Genomic DNA, 21,614 nt, shown 5'->3' on the forward strand with positions numbered 1-21,614 from the left:
TAAGTACAATTAGTGCTTAGCGACATGATAGAAGAGAGGGTGTTATAGAGTGGCTACTTTTAAGAGTGATGCTTCTCATTCAGACATAGAGCTAAGGAAAAAGACGGTACCAAGAAGTAAAGTCATACTCAAGCAAGTAATAAAGCGCTATGATTTGTATCTTATGCTCTTATTACCACTACTTTGGTATATAATCTTTCAATATGGCCCTATGTATGGATTGCAAATTGCTTTTAAGGATTTTAATCCAGCCTTAGGCTTCATGGGGAGTGATTGGGTAGGCTTTGAGCATTTTGAACGGTTTTTTTCTTCCTACTATTTTGGTAGATTGCTATGGAACACATTTTCCATTAGTGTACTGTCCTTAGTCATCGCTTTTCCTATCCCTATTATGCTAGCACTATTAATTAATGAAATACGGAGTACAGCGTTAAAAAAATGGGTGCAAAATGTAACTTACATTCCTCACTTCATCTCTGTTGTTGTTATTGTTGGGATGTTAAGTTTATTCTTAGATCCTGATAGTGGATTTGTTAATGTTTTGCTTCAATCCTTTGGAAAGGATTCGATCGCCTTTTTAGAGAAGCCAGAATGGTTTAAGACAATATTTATTGGATCGAATATTTGGCAAAGTATGGGCTGGCAATCCATTATATATGTTGCCGCACTTAGTGGAATTGATCCACAGTTGTATGAAGCTGCTAAAATAGATGGTGCGACAAGATTTCAACGAATTATCCATGTTTCCTTGCCCGGAATCTTTCCCATCATTATCATTCTATTAATTTTGGATATCGGACAATTTATGAATGTTGGATTTGAGAAAATTTTATTAATGCAAAATAGTTTAAATTTGGAATCCAGTGAAGTCATTCAAACCTTTGTCTATAAGAACGGTATTTTAAACGGAGATTTTAGCTACAGTTCTGCTATAGGTTTATTTAATTCGATAATTAATTTTATTTTATTAGTCTTAGTAAACCATTTTGCACGGAAAAAGGCAGAGACGAGTTTATGGTAGAACACTTTTCAAGAAAGGAGTACTTGTCATGACTTCTCGTACGAAAGGAATATCCGATGGAAAAGTATTTGACTTCTTGGTTGGCGTAATGTCTTTCATTATTTTGGCAGTGGTGCTATATCCTTTGATTTTTGTTGTAAGTGCTTCCTTTAGTGATCCTTCAAGAGTGATGAATGGCGAAATGTGGTTATTGCCAAAAGGCTTTACTGTAGATGCCTATACGGAAATCTTTAAGAATAGTGACATTTGGAATGGCTATAAAAACACATTTATCTATACAACATTAGGTACCTTTATCAATATTATTCTAAGTACACTTGCTGCTTATCCACTATCGAGGCGAGATTTACCTGGTAGGAACATCTTTATGTTTTTAATAACATTTACGATGTTTTTTCATGGAGGTCTAATTCCAACCTTTTTAGTTGTCCAAGATTTAGGGATGGTAGACACGATTTGGGCTATGGTTATTCCAAATGCAATTGCGACCTATAATTTAATTGTCATGAGAACATATTTTCAAACAAGCATACCATGGGAGCTTCAAGAATCCGCCATGATTGATGGTTGTTCTAATATTAAGCTTTTATTTAAGATTATTTTGCCACTGTCCAAGCCGATTATTGCAGTAATGGTTTTGTTCTATGCAGTGGGGCATTGGAATGCATTTTTCAATGCATTAATTTATTTGCGAGATGATCAGCTTTACCCATTACAGCTCATCCTTCGAGAGATCTTACTTGTCAATCAACTAAGTGGTACAGAGTCTGCTGGTATGTTTGGCATGGATGAAAAGATATTACTCGGTGAAAGTATTAAATATGCCTTAGTAGTCGTTGCTAGCGTGCCAGTACTAATTATGTATCCATTTGTACAAAAGCACTTTGTAAAAGGTGTCATGATTGGTTCTATAAAAGGATAAGCACTATTTTGATAATATTTATAAAAGCGAAGGAGCTGAACATGATGAATAAATTCACTTTATCCTTCATCACTTGTTTGATTGGCTGTTTTGTATTTTTTCCTTCTATTTCTTTAGGTTATAGTAATCCATTAGATATACCTGATTCCTGGGTGTGGGATCATGGAGGATTCTATGGAGAAGGGGATCCTTATATACTTAAGCATAACGGAATATACTACCTCTATGTGAGTACAGTCGATGATAAGAGTGGAGTAAAGGTATGGAAATCTAATAATCTAATAGATTGGGTGTATGGTGGTTTAGTTACAGAAGAAGCAAGTACAAAAGCAGCATATGCGCCAGAAGTAACGTATTGGAATGGTGCTTTTTATATGTACACATCTCCAGGAGGTAATGGTCACTATGTATATAAAAGTGACAGTCCTCTTGGTCCTTTTAAGAAACAAACAGAGAATCTAGGGATGGGTATAGATGGCCATGTGTTTATAGATGATGATGGTAAGTGGTATTTTTATAGCACAGGATCGAATCAGATTATAGCTAGGCCAATGAGTGATCCCTATACCTTCGGTGAACCAGTGGATACGGGAGCTGCTATGAACGGCTGGACAGAAGGAGCTACACTACTTAAAAGAAATGGGAAATATTTTATGACCTATACTGGTAACCATATATGGAATAAAGCATACCGAATTAACTATAGTAGCAGTGATGTGCCAACAAATGGCTTTGGAGATGATTCCTATCAAAATCCAATTATCATTCAAACCGAAGGATCACATACAGGATTAGGTCATAATTCCATTATTAAAGGCCCAGATCTCGATACTGATTATATCGTTTACCATAGTCATGCTAATCCAGGACGAGAAACGAATATCGATAGAATTGTTTGGAATGGGGATAAAATGCTTACTCTTGGCCCAACGACGACGGCACAGCCTAATCCAGATATGCCTGAATTTAGTGATCTATTTAAAAGAGATATAATCGGTGACGACTGGGAGAACGTTAATGGCGGAGATTGGAAAATAAGTAATAAGAAATGGTTATCTCAAGATAAAAAAGGGGATGAAAACTGGTATCGATTAGTCACAACGGAAAAAACAGCTGAAAATTATACAGCGGAGTTCAATATGAAGATGAAAGAACAGGGAACTAGTGATAATCCTAGATTTGGAGCGATATTTTCCTACACAGATGAAGAAAATTATGGTGTGGCGCTGTTAAGCCCTAAGAAAAATCGATTAGAAACCTTCTTTAAAGTAGATGGTATTGATCAAGGGTGGGAGAGCACAGATTTACCATCTGGATATGACTACTCTAATCTTCATCAAATTCGAGTGGAAAAAGAAGACGACACCTTTAAGATTTACGTTGATGGAATGTTAAAACAAACGAGAAAGGGTCTTAAACTGAATGGTGGAAAAACAGGATATACCACTCAAGATTTAAGTGCGCACTTTGGTTATGTTGCGTTTAGTAATAAAGTAAATGGAAGCAATGCCTTTGATGCTTATAAGCCTTTACCTGGATCAATTGAAGCTGTACATTACAACACTGGCGGGGACGGAAAAGGATATCATGAATTAACAGATAAAATTAATTTGGAGTACAGAAAAGATACAGTAGATATTGAACCTAATTCTGAAGGTGGATATATGGTTGGATCCAATCAGAAAGGTGAATGGCTGAAGTATAACACGAATATAAGTGCGAGTGGGAAATATGATTTGTCCTTGAGAGTAGCATCTGAAGAAGAAAATACTAGAGTAAAGCTTTGGTTGGATGAAGAAACGGATTTAACTGGAATAGTAGCCATTCCAGACACAGATGGCAATTGGCAGAATATCCTCGTGGATGGAGTTGCGTTGCCAGAAGGAAAACACACGATTAAGGTGGAAGTACTTGAAGGTTCCTTCGATTTTTCTCAATTGAAAGTGAACAAGCATAAAAAAGTAACTGCTCTTTACGATGACTTTAATGATGGGAATGATGAAGGTTGGACTAGCTATGATGGTGACTTTATAGTGGACACGAATTTGCCAAGTCCTTTTGATGCCTATAAACCAGTGCCAGGGAAAATAGAAGCACCATATTACAATACAGGCGGAGAAGGCGTTGCTTATCATGATAGAACATCGGATAATATTGGTGGCGTTCTTCGAGAGGATGCGGTCGATATTCGGAACAAACCCCAAGGCGGTATGGCGGTTGGATGGAACCAGACAGGTGAATGGCTAAAATATAATATAAACGTAAAAGAAAGTGGTGAATATCATTTCAGTATTGATACAGCTACTACGTTTACGAATGCCAAAATGAGATTATGGCTAGATGACGAAATAGACTTAACTGGCGTAGTGGATGTTCCGAGTACAGGTGACTGGAATAATTGGAATCCCGTTACGGTCGAAGGGATACGCTTACCTGAGGGTGAACATACAATTAAACTAGAAATAGTCAATGGAGAATTTGATTTTGCCAGCCTTCAGTTTGCTTCTTATGAAATTTACAAGCCTCTTCCTGGATTACTTGAAGCAGAAGATTATAATTCTGGTGGTCAAGGAGTAGCTTATCTGGATAATACGGAAGGTAACAGTGGTGGTGAATATCGCGACGAGGATGTGGATATTCGACTGCTACCTCACGGTGGATATGCTATAGAAAGCTTCGAACAGGGAGAATGGTTGAAATATAACGTCGATATTAGTGAGGAAGGCAATTACGGCTTGGATTTAGTGGTATCTTCAACCGATGACAATGCCCAAGTAAAATTAAAGTTAGATGATGAAGCTATTTCAGATACAATAACCATTCCTAACACCGGTGGCAATAACAATTGGGAAACTATTACTTTTAACGATATTCCATTACCAGAAGGCAAGCATGTAATTACCGTGGAAGCAGTAGAGGGCGAATTTGAACTTTCCAAAATGATCGTGCAAACCTTTGATAATCATAAAGAACTCCCAGGCACCATAAAGGCTGTAGACTATATCACTGGTGGTGAAGGTGTGGGCTACCACGATCTTACTGCTGGTAATACGGGAGGAGAGTTCCGTGAAGATGATGTAGATATGAGAGTACACCCAGACGGTTCTTATAATATTGGGTGGAATCAAAAAGGAGAATGGTATAAATATAATGTAAATGTAAGTGAAGGTGACAACTATACGTTGGATATGAAGGTTGCCACAACTTTTAAAGATAGCCAGGTAAGATTATGGCTAGATGATGAGATTGATTTAACAGGAGTAATAGATATACCAAGTACAGATAGCTGGGACGACTGGTCAAGTGTCATTAAAGAGAACATCTCATTACCTGCTGGAGACCATACGATTACAGTAGAAGTTGTAAATGGCGAGTTCGATTTTCATAGCTTTCGGTTTTATCAAGGGCCGAAAGAAGAAATGGAAATAGAAGGGGAGTATACCGCAAGCCTTGGAACATTCGCAAAATCGGTTATCGGGGAAAAAGATTGGAAAGATTACAGTGTGGAAGCAGATATTAATTTAGTGGATGGCAATGGTGAAGCCGGATTAATTTTTAGAGTAAACAACCCAGCCGATGGAATCGAATATAATCAAAACAGATCAGACTTCATGCAAGGCTATGTAGCCTATCTAGATGAAGATGGGGTGCATCTAGGAAAACTAAATTATAATTGGGAGTATTTGGATGGGGTGAAGATATCTGGTATAAAGGATGAGTGGCAGCATATGAAGGTAGAAGTGTTAGGATCCAATATTCGTGTATATGTAGGGGATATGGAGACCCCGAAAATTGATTATGATGATCATAGTGTCACGGCAATTAGTCATGGGAAAGTTGGGGTGAAAAGCTTATTTAGTAACGCTAAAATTGACAATTTCCTTGTAAAACCTATAGATATTAATCATCTTTCAATTGAGGAAATACTCAAAACAAATGAGAAGCTCGGTAACCTAAGTACACCCTTGTATAGGAAATTATACAATAAATTAAATCAATCACAGCATCATATGGACAAAGGTCGGATCGGACAAGCAACAAAGCACCTTAAGGACCTACTAATGAATCTAGAAAGAAATAAAGAAAAAATGGCTTTCCGTATTTATGAACAATTAAAATATGATGTAAATTATTTGATAGAATATTTGCAAAATAAATAAGAAATATTTTAGTTATTAATCCTTGTGCTAATTTTTCTTAAGACCCCACTTCAACATTGGGAAGTGGGGAATCTCTGTCAGAAAATGTCCAATGGAAGATTTCATTTAATGGGAGGTTAGGAAAATGAGTGGATTTAATGGGTTAGGAATGGGCTTAGGAAGCTTATCGAGATTATCCAAAGCGAAAACAAGGTCGATTAGTGCAGAAAACTTTGATGGGGGAAAAGGTAGAGGGGGAATGGCAACAGAAGGAACAGGTGCAGAAGCAGCAAGAGACTTAGGTCAAGGATGGAAGGTTTCCCCGTCTGTGATGTTGAAATCGAACACTTCTTTTACGATTGCTAATATAGAAGGGCCTGGTGTTATCCAGCACATTTGGATGACTACTTTCCCAGCACATTGGCGCGATTTAATTATCCAAATGTTCTGGGACGATGAAGATCATCCCTCCGTCGAAGTTCCATTTGGTGATTTTTTCTGTAACGGATGGAACGAGAGATGTCATGTTAATTCGATACCGATATCTGTTAATCCTGCTGGGGGAATGAATGCCTATTGGGAAATGCCGTTTAGAAAGTCAGCAAATATGAAGGTCGTTAATCTCAGTGATCAGGAATTCCCTCTATATTATCAAGTGGATTATAGCTTAACTGACATCCCAGAAGATGTTGGGTATTTTCACGCACAGTGGAATAGGAGTAATCCGTTGGCTTATAAAGAAGTTCATACAATTGTTGATGGAATTATGGGTCATGGTCATTACGTAGGTACTTATTTGGCATGGCAAGTAAACAGTAATCAATGGTGGGGCGAGGAGAGATTAAGTTTTATATGGATGGAGACGAGGATTTTCCGACGATATGTGGAACTGGGACAGAGGATTATTTTGGCGGTGCCTGGAATGGTGAACAACCACAAGGGGAGTATGGTCACTATTCAACAGCTTTTTTAGGCATGCCCCAAGTAAGCAGTAAACACTGGTGGGGCGTTACCGAGCGAATCAACGATTTGGAATGTATGGATGGCAGATCGATGGACCCAATACGCTTTGCCGACGATATGAGGGTAACCATTCAAGCTCTAGGGTGGCGTTCAGGAGGAAGGTACCTCCGTTGCAAGACGAGATGTCTTCTGGAGCTTATTGGAATCAACCGGAACCGCATGGGGAGTATGGTCCAACACTACCTAATCAACATGCGTTGGAAATTATTTAGGTATGCCCCAAGTGAATAAAAATCTTCTGATGGGCGTTACCGAGCGAATCAACCATCTATGGAATTTGCTTATATTTTTGTATGGCCTATGATCGAATGGATCCCAATACGAACTTGGAAGCTTCAGATTATGAATGGGTAACCATAGGTCAAGCCGTCAAATAGAAGGTGGGCATAGACTATGCTAGTTGCAGGAAGGCACCACCGCAGTGTGGCGGAAGTGAATCAGAAAAAACGTGTGCGGTATCAGAATTATCTGCACGTTTCTCCGTAACAGATGAACCGCATCGGAAGAGATTTTCCAGACAGCTACCAAAGGAAAGAAAGCGTAGCCAGAAGCCATGGAGGATGCTGTAAGTAAAGAACCTTCTATCACGATGGACCAGAGATTCCTATTCAAGACCGGCGATAATTAGCTCATGTAGAGGAAAAGAACCAAATAGCAAAAGAAGCGGTAAAACACATAGAAGAGACCGAGAAGATCTTCTTAGACGCTAGTACAACCGCGAAATAGGTAGCCGAAAAATTTACCGAAGGTGCCCATTACCGTTTTAACTAATTCGGTGAATGTTGTCTTAGAATTAAGTACAAAACATCATGTAACGGCTATTGCAACTGGAGGGACGTGACTTGCCCGCACCTTTTCATATGTCGGTCCCCTAGCAGAGCGTATCGATTGATTTATATCATCTGCATAAGGCATTTCTCTCCTGTAACAGAGGAACCAATTCGAGAAGAGGCATTTAGTGAGTCCAATGCTACAACAGCACGTGTCAAACAGAAGATGATCGGATTGCCAGATACGCCTTATAGAGTAGCAGAGCATCGTAAAGTTCATCGACAAGCCTTCTGCACATGGACCAGAGATTCCTGATCAAGTTCAACGGATTGTAACAGATAGCTCAAGTGGAGGAAGAGGATGATCATCAAATAGCAGAATTAGGATTAGCGAGTGATCAAAGCACATTGCTAGAGACCTGATAGAGACACTTAGTAGACGCAAGTACAACCGCGTTTATATGTTGCCGTAATATGATAGTATACTCGAATCATACCCTAGGTTATCCGTATAAACAAAGTCGCGTGAGTGATAGAATGCTCAAACATATTAGAAAGTGGAATACAGTAAGAAAACAATTACTAGTCGTCTATTTATTCGGTTATCTTACTAGTACTAAGCATAGTGAGTGCCGTTACTTGCCTTTCGCTCGCGGATTTGTTACAAAATAATGTCAGAAGAACAAATTCGACAAACGGCTATTGAATCAAGAGGCCGTTCTGATTGCTTTATACGAGCAATGTGAATAAGGTAACGATAACAAGTAATTACGAATGAAGAAGTAAGCATACCCTATTCAATGAAACAAGAGGAGATACCATTACAGTTGAGTCCAAAGAACAATCCTTAAGGCATACCGTGAATCAAATTCAAGCAAGATGCGGATCGTAGTTATTGCCGATACGACATTTATACAAAAAATTACGCAGCGTGTCATCCCGATAGATTCTACGAGTCAAGCTGATAGCCTAAATGCACAGTGGATTACAGCTGCCAATGAGAGCAAGAGGGGGATTCAATCTGGCTTGGTGAACACCCATATGCCGAAGATGGATGAAGAGGATGGTCGTCAAATCAACTTAGTCGATCGGAATTTTCTTAGAGGAGGTTACATCCTTGCAAGTGATAAGCAGAAGCCATTTTCAGCTTAATCCTGCTAAGCAGGACGACGGGGCTCAAGAGATTACTACGGTGGTGTTAGATGAACAGAATAGACCAATCGTTCTAAGTTTAATGGAGATAGGAATCGATAACTGCATACGGATATCCGACAGGCACATGATCGCTGATGAAGAATGATATGAATGCTCACAACATACCTCAGAACTACAGGCTGGACCACTTATATGATAATCAACTGTACTAGGCGTCTAACCAATCGGGATCTCTACTCGTACTAGGCAGGGAGTGTAGTGCCAGGACTTACATTTCGGTAGTAGGATTTGCTTAGCATCCTCCCTCAATAAATGCAGATAGAATCTTAGAATTTCATCGTTTTCCTTCCAATATCTCTTGCTTACTTGAAGTCCATGATAGGCCACGTTACTGATTCTTTATACGAGCATGATTAAATATGGAATTCAATCGTCATACTTCTAACAAGGTATCGGATTTATTTTCCAATGAATGGATATTGGTGCAACATACGCACAATGGATCTCCACTTGACACAAGGCGGAGAGACCCTCCCACGTCTCTCGGCGTCAAAGCGCGTAAATTCCTTCGATCGACCTGACCATGGTGGAGGCCGGAAATGCTCCTATAGTGGGTCAGATGCCCGGATGGTATGTAATAACGACCGGCTTCTCCGTGCGTCAATTGATACAAAAGATTGACGTAGACGTTGGTTCTATCGCTACTTATGCAACTTCCTGTATATCGAATCATGGGAATATCCCGAATCATTCGTTCGTCACTGAATGCGCAGTTACGTGTCCCTAATAGGAAAAGTGGATCTTCACGACGTTTCTGCCTAATGCGAGCAAGAGGAGGGCTTGCTCTGGCAGTGGATGAAGGGACCCATATGACGATAGTAATGATGCAATTGTTTGGATCCGTCATTGTGCAACGATCAAGGGTCTTGCCACTCGATACGAGAAGTTTCGCAGTCTTCGACGCCCTCGTTTGGTGATAGTCGTCTGACCCTTGCAAGGATAACCAGATTGAGTCATTTTCAGCTTAATCCCGCTAAGCTAGGAGGAGGTGGCGTCAAGGATCTTGATACGGTGGTGTTAGATCGCCAACTTCAGCAAAAGACCAGCCATCGGTAATGGCGCTCACACCTTTGAATGGCATCATCTGATCAGCACCAGCGAATACTGCAGAACGGAGTTCGGACAGTTGTGCTTCAAGAGCGATTCGATCGTTCTTCCAACGCCTTATACTGATCCAGGAGACAACGGATACCTCATGAGCGTCCCATGCGCAAGCCTACTTAAGCCCACGCTATGCTTAGCTGCTTCTTTTAAGGCCTGAATTCGTGTGATGTCCCACCGCTCGAGTTGCAGGCCTGATTGTACTGCCAGGAAGTAAGCTTTCTTCGGTATGCTGCTCGTATATCTTCTGGCAGATAACCTCCTATCTAATAACTGAAGGGCAGCCTTTCCCGACCAAGCCGATTACACGACCGTCACGAAACTCTGGACAATAGCGATCCAGTGCAGGAGGCAGGTGTGCCTTGATCGACGCGATATCCTCCTGGATCATGTCCATCAAGCGTCACGCCATCCCGCAATTCCGCATTACACATCCTCGGGTAACGTTGGTTCGTGGTAACCACCGTCACGCATGACCTGAGACGATGACTTTCGCATCTTTGGTGTCAAATGGTCGTATGGAGAAGCGTCGTCCATTTCCTTGAACCGTTTTACCTTCATCGGAGTAACAGCCACCGCGGGAATGTCTCGCGCCTTTACATAAGCAGCGAGATTCACCCACATAGTGGCCAGTCGGTTCCATTCCAATTAACAGATTAGGTGCCGTTGTGTTTCTCGGACAGGTTTTGAGCCCATGCTAGCAACGCCAGAAGAACCTTGATAGGAATTAGTGCACACTAGTCGTTGTCACTAGCGATCTCGCCCACGAGCATCTATCGCTCGGGCTACATGTTATGCGATTGGCCACATCCACCCCAATAATGAAGAGGAGTGGGTCATTGACTTAAAGACGAACTAGCCGTCTACATGTGTAAAGATCCATACTGGAAGTCCTGCGCATCGAGTACTTAATGCGAGGTCATGCATGACACTCTCGAGCGTACCAAGGAGGCTTTTTTTATGCATTTCTCAGATTCGGCTAGATGTCCTCAAATTTTCTTATTCCAGGAATGCTCCGATGTTTTATCTACGTTTAGCACCAAGCCGATTACACGAATGACGATATAACAATGCGTGAAGCAGGGGAAGGTGTAGCTTGGCCCAGAATCCTGTCATTCCGTCAACGAACGAAATAAATGAATTAAATCAAACCTATAACCAGCTAGCAGCTGAGACGAACTATCTTGTGCAAATGGTCTATGAAACAGAGCTATTAAAGATAGAACAGAGCTGAAGGCATTACAAGCACAAATTCACCCACAGTTCCTGTTAATACAGTAGATGCCGTGTACTGGTCACTAGATGAGAACGAAGAAGAGGAATTAGCCAATGTTGTACTAGCGATGTCAGAGCTATTCCGTTATACGATTACAGAAGGAGACTGAAGAGGAGTGGGTGAATGATTAAAGACGAACTAGCAGCCACATTGAAAGATATATGGAAATCATGCGCATGAGATTTGGAGATCGATTAAATTGGGTACGAGGAAGTTAGCTTTGCAATGGTCCGATGCAAAAAGTCCGAAGCTGATGAGTCAGCCAATCGAACGAGAAAGCGATATTACGTGGGCTGGAAATGTAGTTGAGCCCATGTCATGTCGCCACGGGATAATATTGAAAGACAACGGAGCTAGAAACGCCATTGACCGTATATCAGTAAGTGATAATGGACCAGGAATGCAATCAAGAAATGCTTGCACATGTCAACAGCCTGATGAGTGGTTATCACAAAAACAAAGAGGTTCAGGACTAGCTTTATATAATGTTCAGAAGAGACTAGAGATGTTACATTTTGCAAGAAAAGGAATATCAGGCCCAATTGTGATTGCAAGCGAAGTAGTAATCAGGGTATCGCGGCTTAGCTCTGAAATTCCGACTAAGGCGCATCAGAGCGACTGGAGCGAGGAGTGGTCAATTAGTAGTGGATGATGAGCCTAGAAGTCGCCAAGGGAAAGAAAAGACTAATAGAGAGAAACGCCATTGACCGATACGAGGTACTAACGGCAGAAAATGCAACAGAAGCAAGCAAGCAAATTCATCAACAGAAGAGGGCCATGGTTTAATAGCAGATATTCGCATGCCTGAGGTAACATGGACTGGAGATGTTACAGCAATTAAAGGAAAAGGCCCAAGATCCAGTAGTAATCCGTAGCTCTGCTTACTCTGAATTTGACTATGCGCATCAAGCACTGGAGCTAGGTGTGGTCAATCGCATTTGTTAAAGCCGATTGCGAAAGCAAAGCTCATGGAAGCAATCGAGAAGGCGATAGCAATGGAAGAAGTCCATCTAAAAAGCAGAGGGATGGTAAAGAGAATCGTAGATGAAAAATGGATGGAAGTAAGCAATGAAACATCCTATAACCGAGCCGTAAAAGAAACGATCGCCTTTATTGAATCGCATTTTGCTGAGGAGCTTACTCTGAAAAAAGTTGCAGGAGAAGTCCATCTAAATGCTAGTTATTTAAGTGCACTCTTCAAAGAAGAACTGAATATGACCTTTAGTGAATATCTCACTCGCAGAAGATTGCAGGAAGCAAAAAAGCTATTATTATCAACTGATTTAACCATTTTTGAAATCGCAGAACAAATAGGTTATCAAACTTCTAAATATTTTATCAAGCTATTTAAGCAATATGAAAATATGACACCAAATGTGTATCGAAAAAGTAATTGAAAACGATTTCTAAAATTAGTGGTATTTTACCTAATCATTGATACCTTACAGAGAAAAAAACTTGGTGCTAAACTGAAATGGAAATGAAAAAACATATTTCAAGGGGGTTTTACAATGAAGGGTAAATGGAAGAAGAGTTTGTTCGTTTTGTCTCTCGCTTTTGTTTTCATTCTTGCAGCATGTGGAGGAAATTCTGAATCTGAAACGAGTGATGATTCAAATGAAAGCGGTTCAGACTCAGGGAAGAAGACGATTGAATTTATGCACTTATGGCCAGAAGGTAGTTCTAAACAGCATCATGAAATCGTCAATAATATTATTAAAGAATTTGAAGAAGAAAATCCAGACGTTAAGGTGGAAGTGGAGATATTAGGAAATGAACAATATAAAGAAAAATTAAAGGTTTTATCCACCTCTAATGAGCTTCCTGATGTGGGAATGGCATGGCCAGCTGGATTTTTGGAGCCATATGTAAGCGGTAATATGTTTGCTTCATTAGATGATGTTCTTGAAGGTCCATTAAAAGACAAATTTGTAGCTGGTACTGCAGAAGCTTATCAAATTGATGGAACGACTTATAGTTTACCATTAGAATTAAATATTACGCCAATCTATTACAACAAACGTATTTTTGATGAAAATGGAGTGGAAGTTCCAAAGACATATGAGGAGTTAAAAGCTGCGATTCAAACATTGGCAGATAATGGCGTTACTCCTGTAGCTCTTGGAAACAAGGATCGTTGGACAGGGTCTATGTGGTATATGTACTTAGCTGATCGTATTGGTGGTCCAGAAGTATTGAATAATGCGATTAATCGCACAGGTAGCTTTGAAGATCCTGCATTGATTCAAGCAGCAGAGGAGATTCAAGAGCTTGTAGATATGAATACATTTATCAATGGTTTTAACGGTCTTGGTAATGACGAAGCAAAAGGATATTTTATTAATGAACAAGCAGCCATGTATCTTATGGCAACTTGGGATTTACCAGAATGGACTACTAATGAAGATAATCCAAAGGAATTTAGAGATTCTGTGGAATATATGAAGTTTCCAACGGTTGAAGGCGGAAAAGGCGATATAAATAGCTTCGTAGGTGGTCCAGGTGTTGGATTATTTGTGGCAGAAAATTCAGATGTAAAAGAAGAAGCAAAAGATTTTGTTGCCTTTTTTGTAGAAAAATGGGGCGAAAAATCGGTTACAGATGCTGGTGTTATCCCTGCGACAAAAGTAAACACAGAAGGTATGGAGTTACCACAAATGTATATTGATATCTTAAATGATTTAAATGAAGCATCTAATTTAACACTTTATGCAGATGTACAAATGAGTCCAAGTGTTGCAGAAGTTCATCTAGATATGATACAAGCATTATTTGGTAAAGCTGTTACACCAGAGGAATTTGCAAAAGAGCAAGAAGATGCACTAGCAGCAGAAGAATAAATTAGTATTCTCTATCGAAGTAACCAATCAATCATTATACAACAACTTCGAAAAGGAACTGTCTTAAAAGCTAGTTTACAAATGTATGGAACTTGTCATTGCTCCAGTCCGCCGTGAGCTAGCTTTGAGTACAGCTCCTTTTCTTTTCTAAAAATAAGGAGAAGGGGATTTTTCTATGAACAAAGTAATGTCAAATAAACTAGTCATTGCTTTATATGTATTGCCAGCGCTAATACTAATCGTTGCTTTAATTTATGGGCCGATTTTATTAACTGGATACTATGGGCTAATGGAATGGAATGGTATTGGTCCCATGACATTTATTGGTCTTGAAAATTATATGGAATTAGTAAAAGATGCGAAGTTCTGGGAAAGTGCAGGACATTCCTTTTTACTAGCATTATTTTCAACGATCAGTCTTGCAGGATATTTAATTATTTCTTTAATATTAGCTGGAAAAATAAAAGGATCTAATCTATTAAGAAAAATTTACTTAATCCCAATGCTGTTGTCATCTGTTGCGATTGCGCAGCTATGGATTAAGATATATGATCCAAATAATGGAATGTTAAATAGTTTATTAATGAGCTTAGGTGTTGAGTCTCCTCCAGCATGGCTTGCAGATCCTAATTTAGTTTTATATGCAATTTTTGTAGCGATCTTATGGCAATATGCAGGCTTTTATATCATCATCTACTATGCCGCTTTAAAAGGTATTCCAGAATCGTTGATTGAAGCAGCAAAGATTGATGGAGCAAATCCTATACAAATTGCTTATAAAATTAAGGTACCTTTAATTTCCGGGGTTATAAAAGTAACCGTCGTTTTAGCTATTGTTGGGTCATTGAAATATTTTGATTTAATTTATGTGATGACCGGTGGTGGACCAAATGGAGCGAGTGAAGTGATTGCTTCCTATATGTATCAAAAGGCCTTTGGAAGCTATGAGTTTGGCTATGGTAGTGCAGTAGCATTCTTCCTATTGATCATTACCTTAATCGTAACATGGTTGACCCGTAAGCTGACGGCTTCAGAAGATGAAGTGCAATATTAATGGAAGGAAGGTATAACAGGATGGCTTTGAGTAGACAAAACGTTAAGTCCGACCAAAGTGCTTGGACAAGAATTGGTATGACTGTGCTTTATATAGCTTTAATTATAGTAGCTATTTTTCAAATATATCCATTAATCTGGTTGTTTCTATTTTCGCTAAAAAGTAATGCAGAGGTATTTGGATTGTCTCCATTCGCTTTACCACAAGAACCGAAATGGGAGAATTATGTTAGGGTATGGACAGACGGTAATATTGATCTCTATTTCTTTAATAGTGTCTGGATTACAATAGTATCGGTTATTTTAACGGTATTACTTGCAAGCTTTGTCACATTTGCGATAACGAGAATGCAATGGAAGCTAAATAAGCTCGTTCTTGGATTATTTATGGTTGGCTTGATGGTTCCCATTCATTCTGCCTTAATTCCACTATTTGATTTTTTCTTACAGCTAGACTTAGTAGATCATCCGTTATCGATTATTTTATCCTATACGGCTTTTAATTTACCTTTGACCATTATGATTTTATTAGGATTTTATTACACGTTACCACGTGAGATAGAGGAAGCTGCTGTCGTAGATGGTTGTTCTGTTCATCGTATCTTCTTCCAAATCACATTACCAATGACAACACCGGTGATGGCGACAACAGCGATCATTAATATGATCTACAACTGGAATGAGTTTGTCTTTGTAAATACATTTATTAGCTCAGATAAATTTAAGACATTAACAGTAGGTATCCAAAATTTTATCGGTCAATATTTGACAGATTGGGGTGCGATTGGGGCAACACTAGTCATTAGTATTATCCCGATTTTAATTGCCTTTTTAATCCTAAGTGATCGTATCGTAGAAGGGATTGCAGCGGGATCGATCAAAGGTTAAATTTTATATAGCTTGATGAAAACCTGAAGCTTTTAAGGAGCTTCAGGTTTTACTACTTTCTTCTAATAGCTTCTCTTGTTTCGCCTCAACTCTCTTAAATGTGAGATAACTATTCCCCATTATTAGAAAGGCGATGATACTTCCACTAAAGAATGGAATTAATCCAGGTATTGCTTGCATGACGAATAGAAGGATGATAATACTTACAACTAAAGCAATGTTATGCATTGGATGTAATAACATGAGGAAGAATGCATTTCTCCATATTTGTTTAAACCGGACATCGTAATGTACATATACCGGAATCACATAAAGGATAGTTAAACTAATTAAGAACATAAATAGATATAATGGAATTTTAATAATATCATGAAATCCACCTTGATTCATGCCGATGTATTGAAAATTAACATAGAACAAAAAGGCAATGATCATAATAATTAAACCGATTACATTACTCTTTAAAAATTCTTGTTTATACGTTTTCCAAAAGGTTAAAAATACCGGATCATCGATATTCCCCATAATCCATTGCCTAACAAGCGTAAACATGGCTACCGTCGCAGGGAAAAACCCGAATACGACTAACCCGAGTAAGGAAAAACCTATCCACAGGATATTAACATAGGCAAAGCGCGTAATCCATTCTGTTCCTTTATATAAAGCATTCATTATTTATAATCTCCCCTGCTTATTTGTGATATCTCTATTTTAACATAAAGTAGTGCCATATTGCGGATGAAAATGGACAGAAATAAGCTCAAAATGTAAGAATAATAGGTTAAATCAATAAAAATATGTAAACGTTTAATTGATAAAATAGTGTTAAGTGTTAAGAGAAAGAAATTTAGAAAGGGTTGTGGTCAAATGAAAAAAATATGGTTAATTAGTGCATTGTGTATGGTTGCTTGTTTGATCGTTGCATGTAGTAATAATACGACAAGTAAGAAAGAGAATGACTCCTCTAGCTCAAGCAATTCAGATGGCCCTTTTGAAATGTCAGTCATGCTGAATCTTCACACACCTGAAGTCCCTCAAGATAAATTAGAGAAATTGCTCGAAGAAAAAACAAATACAGAGCTGGAAATACAATGGGTACCAGATGGCAATTATGAGGAGCGTGTGAATACAGCTTTCTCAACTAATACATTGCCTGATGCCTTTTTAGTTAAGACAGAACAGTTTGTTCAATTTAAGGATGCTATTCGGGATGGACAATTTTGGGAGATTGGGCCATATTTAGAGGAATTCGAAAATTTAAGTAAACTAAGAGAAAGCACACTAGAAAATTCGAAGGTAGATGGTGGATTATATTCTTTATATATGGGGCGTCCCTTATCCCGATCTGGTCTTATTTACAGAAAGGATTGGGCTGATAACCTAGGAATCGAAACACCAAAAACCATCGATGAATTCTATGAAATGCTCCGTGCTTTTACAGAAGACGATCCAGATGGTAATGGAAAGAACGATACGATCGGTCTTACAGACAGAGGAAATTTAGGTACTTTTGTAACCGTCTTTTCATGGATGGGTGGACCTAACAGATGGGGAGAACAGGATGGTAAGCTATTACCAGAGTTTATGTTTCCGGAATATAAAGAGGCGATGGATTTCTTTAAGGATTTGCACAGTAATGGCTATATGAATAAGGATGCACAAGTAACGAGCAAAACAGATCAGCAGGAAATGATGAAAAATGGGACAGCAGGCGCCTATATTGGCTCCATGCAGGATGTTCACGGAATCTATCAAGATGCAAAAGTGATTAATCCTGATGTTTCCTTTGATGTACATAATTATATCGAGGGGGCAAATGGTGAGTTCGGACTTCGATCGATCCCTGGCTATGGTAGTCTTATCATGTTTCCGAAATCAGCTATCACATCAGAAGAGGAGCTGAAGGAAGTACTGAAATTCTTTGATTTTTTAATGACAAAAGAAGGAGCTAACTTGCTCATCTGGGGTCAGGAAGGAGAGCACTACAAAGTGGTAGATGGCCGTGCGGATGTCATTGACCAAGATAAATTCGATGTAGAAATCAAGCCATATACAGCTTTTGAAATAGGAGAGCCGATGACTAATGGCAGATATGAATCCTATTATGATTATGAACCAGCAGCAAAAGCAACAGAATTATATAAGGATAATGATAATTATGTCGTCAATGACTTAAGTGTGGGGCTTGATTCGGAGACATATATTAAAAATGCAGGTACATTGGATCAAATTATCGAAGATGCTACCTATCAATATATTCAAGGTCAAACAGATGAAGCAGGTTTTGATGCAGCAATAGAAAAGTGGAAAGAAGCAGGCGGTGAGGAAGTAATAAAAGAGTACAATGAGCAATGGAGTAAATAAAAAAAGGATAATAATGGACATGTGCAGGGGCAAGGAGAGCTGTTGCACATGTTTTTTTATTGCTTAGGAAATTATAAAATTTTAGGTTGTGGATAACATATAGAACCATGATTAGCCACTTCCAGCTCCGAGCGCCAGAAACTAGGCGACTTCCCGAAAGCGCCCTACGATAAGTCATCATCGGTTCGTAACCTCACCGTGATTCCTTTATCTCAGTTGCTTCGCTCCAGCCGCTACGTTTCTAAGCAGGCGCTCTGCGCTTTTGTTCTTGGTTTTTTACTGAAGATTTCTTCCATCAACTATGGTCATAGGTATTATGACACTTTCTAGATTTTGTGAAATCCGATATGCTAAAACTACTTCACCATACTTTGAGGAGGGGTAGTTTTGGTTGATAAGGTTAATGTCTCATTGAGAAATCAATCCTTTTACCTAGATTATTCACGAGGATATGAGAATAGCCAGGATATGCAACATTATCACCTTCATCAAGATTATGAGATCCTATATCTTTTAGAAGGCGAAAAAATTCTTTTTATGAATGGTGGAAAATTTACGGTTAAAAAGGATCATATCATGTTCATTGATAAAAATGTAATGCACAAAACGATTGTCAATGACCACAAGTATCAACGAATTGTCATGAACTTTAGAGATGGTTTCCTGTTGAAGGAGGACCAGGCACTAATTATGAGTCTATTTAAGCAGGGGCCACTTATGTTATCGATAAGGAATCAACAACACTTACCCTTTATTTTAGAGAAAATGCTAAAGGAATATTTCCTCAACAAGCAAGACAGTTACCGTTATTTGCAATTGTTATTATCTCAGTTTCTAACAGAATGTAAGCGATTACTAAACGAACAAACACCATCTTTAGAGCAAGAACACGTCCATCCGTCATCTGAAATTATTGACGATCTTATAGCATATATTAATGAGCATTTCCATCAAGAGATTACATTGTCCGTGCTTGCTGAGTCATTTTACCTTCATGAGCAATCCATTAGTAAGCTATTTAAAAAGTCGATAGGGTGTAGCTTTATTGAGTATTTAAATGCAGTAAGAATAACAGAGGCTAAACGACTGTTAACAGAGACAACTATGAAAATAAATCAAATTATGAAGCGAGCGGGTTATACGAACCATGTCCACTTTTGGAGAATATTCAAAAAATTAACAGGTCTATCCCCAAATGAATACCGAGAACAAGAGATATCTAAGATAAATAGAACCATATAATGTGGATAAAGTATACCTATCCACAAAAATCTGTGGATAGGTATAGAATGTGTGGATGATTCTAATCCTTATTTTTTGGCATTATGGAACGATTACGAAAAAATATATAAATCCGAAAAAGGTGATGAGAACAAGCATGTTGAGTCTTATAAACAACTTTTGTGGATAACCTGTGGGTATGTTTGATCCCTTGTGTATAATTTTCTGTGCAAAAGCTTTCCAGGATGAAAACGAATTCTTTTTTAATCCAAGGAAAAAGACGTATAATGTTAGTTGAGACTCTGGACAAAGTCTAAGAAAACCTATGACTGATAACAAAGGAAAGGGAGATTACATGGAGTATCGTCAATTTGGTAAAACAGATATGAAAATAAGTGAATTAAGCTTTGGTACTTGGGCAATTGGGGGAGCTTGGGGAAAAACAAATGACCAAGAGGCATTAAATGGACTAGCCCGTGCGATGGAAGCAGGAGTTAACTTTTTTGATACAGCAGATGTTTATGGTGATGGTCATAGTGAAGAGCTATTAGCAAAAGCCACAAAGGGCAAAGAGGATAAAATATATATCGCGACGAAGTTTTGTCGTGCTGGTGATATTCATGATCCAGAGAACTATTCAGAGGAGTCTGTCACCAATTATGTCGATAATAGCCTAAGACGTCTTAAGCGAGAGCAACTAGATCTCCTCCAAATTCACTGTCCACCCATTGAAATATTACGAGATGGGTCGGTATTTGAAGTATTGGACAAGCTACAACAAAAAGGGAAAATTCGCCATTATGGTGTAAGTGTGGAAACAGTAGAGGAAGGTTTGCTTTCCATGGAGAATCCTAATGTAGCTGCTTTGCAGGTGATTTTTAACATCTTTCGTCAAAAACCAATGATGGAGTTATTTCCAGTGGCGAAAAAGAAAAAGGTGGGAATTCTCGCAAGGGTGCCATTAGCTAGTGGTCTTTTAACAGGTAAATTTCAATCCAACCATCAATTTGAGGCAGATGATCATCGCCACTTTAATCAAAACGGGGAAGCCTTTAATGTTGGGGAAACCTTTGCTGGACTTCCGTTTCATAAAGGTGTAGAGCTTAGCAGACAATTAGAATGGATTGCGGACAGGAGAGGTAATATGACTCGTGCTGCCTTAAAGTGGATATTAAGTCATGATGCCGTTACTTCTGTAATACCAGGCTTCAAAACAGTCCAACAAGTAGAGGATAATTTAGCAGCAATGAATGTGCCTGAATTCTCAGAATCTGAACTAGAAAAATTACGTGAATTTTACCAATTAGAAGTTCATGATTCTATCCGTGGGCCATATTAATAAAGAGAGGAAATTTTTTCAATAAATGCTTGCAATCTATCCGATGAAAAGGTATACTTCTAAGGGATTAACCAAAAAATAGGTAAAGGAGGTCACGTGAGATGAGGAAAATAACGAAGAATAAACCACCTAAATTAAATAATGAAATGAACGTGACCATGCCTATATGGATTTTGCATCTTGATAAATAAAAGGGATGCTTTTACAGGATATTTGAGCTATCAGTGTGTCGCGATTTCTTAGTAGATCGCGACATTTTTGGTTTATCGCAACGCTAATCGTCCACTATCCATTTACTTTACGCTACGGTCGTGTCGGGTTAATGGACGCTAAGCCTACGATAAGTTTCTTTAACCAACAATAGGGGATAAGAATACCCCACTGTTGGAAGTCTCAATTGATAGCTTATTAATGAAACACACTTGGCTTTAGGTCTGGTGTG

General features: G+C 38.8%; 19 protein-coding genes and 1 pseudogene. 19 read left to right on the top strand and 1 reads right to left on the bottom strand.

Annotation, left to right across the window (positions count from 1 at the left end; genetic code table 11):
* The first annotated feature begins 85 nt into the window (after positions 1-85).
* From ACZ5N5_RS08000 to ACZ5N5_RS08075, 16 genes and pseudogenes are all read left to right on the top strand, one after another.
* Positions 86-1,021 (top strand): ABC transporter permease, encoded by a 936-nt coding sequence (locus ACZ5N5_RS08000; protein ID WP_054860751.1) that lies wholly within the window; start codon positions 86-88, stop codon positions 1,019-1,021.
* Between the two features lie 28 nt (positions 1,022-1,049).
* Positions 1,050-1,943 (top strand): carbohydrate ABC transporter permease, encoded by an 894-nt coding sequence (locus tag ACZ5N5_RS08005; RefSeq protein ID WP_109984727.1) that lies wholly within the window; start codon positions 1,050-1,052, stop codon positions 1,941-1,943.
* 44 nt (positions 1,944-1,987) lie between these two features.
* Positions 1,988-6,103, top strand: a complete 4,116-nt coding sequence (locus ACZ5N5_RS08010) for a carbohydrate-binding protein (protein ID WP_464373601.1) — start codon at positions 1,988-1,990, stop codon at positions 6,101-6,103.
* 421 nt (positions 6,104-6,524) lie between these two features.
* Positions 6,525-7,129: pseudogene (locus ACZ5N5_RS08015) on the top strand (glycoside hydrolase family 172 protein); the annotation flags it as partial.
* A gap of 627 nt (positions 7,130-7,756) precedes the next feature.
* On the top strand, positions 7,757-7,831 hold the full coding sequence (locus ACZ5N5_RS08020; protein WP_464373760.1) for a hypothetical protein: 75 nt from the start codon (positions 7,757-7,759) through the stop codon (positions 7,829-7,831).
* A gap of 162 nt (positions 7,832-7,993) precedes the next feature.
* Positions 7,994-8,191 (top strand): hypothetical protein, encoded by a 198-nt coding sequence (locus ACZ5N5_RS08025; RefSeq protein WP_464373602.1) that lies wholly within the window; start codon positions 7,994-7,996, stop codon positions 8,189-8,191.
* Positions 8,192-8,754: 563 nt separating this feature from the next.
* Positions 8,755-9,027, top strand: coding sequence for a hypothetical protein (locus tag ACZ5N5_RS08030; RefSeq protein ID WP_464373603.1), 273 nt, complete (start codon positions 8,755-8,757; stop codon positions 9,025-9,027).
* Complete coding sequence (locus ACZ5N5_RS08035; protein ID WP_464373604.1) at positions 8,993-9,175, top strand: hypothetical protein; 183 nt, start codon at positions 8,993-8,995, stop codon at positions 9,173-9,175. Before ACZ5N5_RS08030 ends, ACZ5N5_RS08035 begins: the two co-directional genes overlap by 35 nt.
* A gap of 676 nt (positions 9,176-9,851) precedes the next feature.
* On the top strand, positions 9,852-10,007 hold the full coding sequence (locus tag ACZ5N5_RS08040) for a hypothetical protein (protein ID WP_464373605.1): 156 nt from the start codon (positions 9,852-9,854) through the stop codon (positions 10,005-10,007).
* 1,280 nt (positions 10,008-11,287) lie between these two features.
* Positions 11,288-11,425, top strand: coding sequence for a hypothetical protein (locus tag ACZ5N5_RS08045; protein WP_464373606.1), 138 nt, complete (start codon positions 11,288-11,290; stop codon positions 11,423-11,425).
* Positions 11,426-11,687: 262 nt separating this feature from the next.
* Positions 11,688-12,119 (top strand): sensor histidine kinase, encoded by a 432-nt coding sequence (locus ACZ5N5_RS08050; RefSeq protein WP_464373607.1) that lies wholly within the window; start codon positions 11,688-11,690, stop codon positions 12,117-12,119.
* Complete coding sequence (locus ACZ5N5_RS08055) at positions 12,119-12,253, top strand: hypothetical protein (RefSeq protein ID WP_464373608.1); 135 nt, start codon at positions 12,119-12,121, stop codon at positions 12,251-12,253. Before ACZ5N5_RS08050 ends, ACZ5N5_RS08055 begins: the two co-directional genes overlap by 1 nt.
* Positions 12,254-12,405: 152 nt before the next feature.
* The gene (locus ACZ5N5_RS08060) at positions 12,406-12,864 is read left to right on the top strand and encodes a helix-turn-helix transcriptional regulator (RefSeq protein WP_464373609.1); all 459 of its coding nucleotides are present in this window, start codon (positions 12,406-12,408) and stop codon (positions 12,862-12,864) included.
* Positions 12,865-12,978: 114 nt separating this feature from the next.
* Positions 12,979-14,307 (top strand): ABC transporter substrate-binding protein, encoded by a 1,329-nt coding sequence (locus ACZ5N5_RS08065; protein WP_109984732.1) that lies wholly within the window; start codon positions 12,979-12,981, stop codon positions 14,305-14,307.
* 175 nt (positions 14,308-14,482) lie between these two features.
* Complete coding sequence (locus ACZ5N5_RS08070; RefSeq protein ID WP_054789188.1) at positions 14,483-15,361, top strand: carbohydrate ABC transporter permease; 879 nt, start codon at positions 14,483-14,485, stop codon at positions 15,359-15,361.
* A gap of 20 nt (positions 15,362-15,381) precedes the next feature.
* Positions 15,382-16,248 (top strand): carbohydrate ABC transporter permease, encoded by an 867-nt coding sequence (locus tag ACZ5N5_RS08075; RefSeq protein WP_464373610.1) that lies wholly within the window; start codon positions 15,382-15,384, stop codon positions 16,246-16,248.
* 42 nt (positions 16,249-16,290) lie between these two features.
* Here the strand turns inward: ACZ5N5_RS08075 and ACZ5N5_RS08080 are convergent, their stop codons facing one another.
* Entirely contained in the window at positions 16,291-16,920 is a 630-nt protein-coding gene (locus ACZ5N5_RS08080) for a YesL family protein (RefSeq protein ID WP_464373611.1), read from the bottom strand.
* Between the two features lie 195 nt (positions 16,921-17,115).
* On the opposite strand from ACZ5N5_RS08080, the gene ACZ5N5_RS08085 reads away from it, so the two are divergent.
* The 3 genes from ACZ5N5_RS08085 to ACZ5N5_RS08095 all read left to right on the top strand — a co-directional run bounded on the left by ACZ5N5_RS08085 (position 17,116) and on the right by ACZ5N5_RS08095 (position 21,172).
* Positions 17,116-18,612 carry an extracellular solute-binding protein gene (locus ACZ5N5_RS08085; RefSeq protein ID WP_464373612.1) on the top strand — a complete coding sequence of 499 codons (1,497 nt, stop codon included), beginning with the start codon at positions 17,116-17,118 and terminating at the stop codon, positions 18,610-18,612.
* Positions 18,613-18,999: 387 nt separating this feature from the next.
* Positions 19,000-19,854, top strand: coding sequence for an AraC family transcriptional regulator (locus ACZ5N5_RS08090; protein ID WP_109984735.1), 855 nt, complete (start codon positions 19,000-19,002; stop codon positions 19,852-19,854).
* 334 nt (positions 19,855-20,188) lie between these two features.
* Positions 20,189-21,172 (top strand): aldo/keto reductase, encoded by a 984-nt coding sequence (locus ACZ5N5_RS08095; protein ID WP_109984736.1) that lies wholly within the window; start codon positions 20,189-20,191, stop codon positions 21,170-21,172.
* The last annotated feature ends 442 nt before the right edge of the window (positions 21,173-21,614 follow it).

The organism is Gracilibacillus sp. JCM 18966, assembly GCF_055392695.1.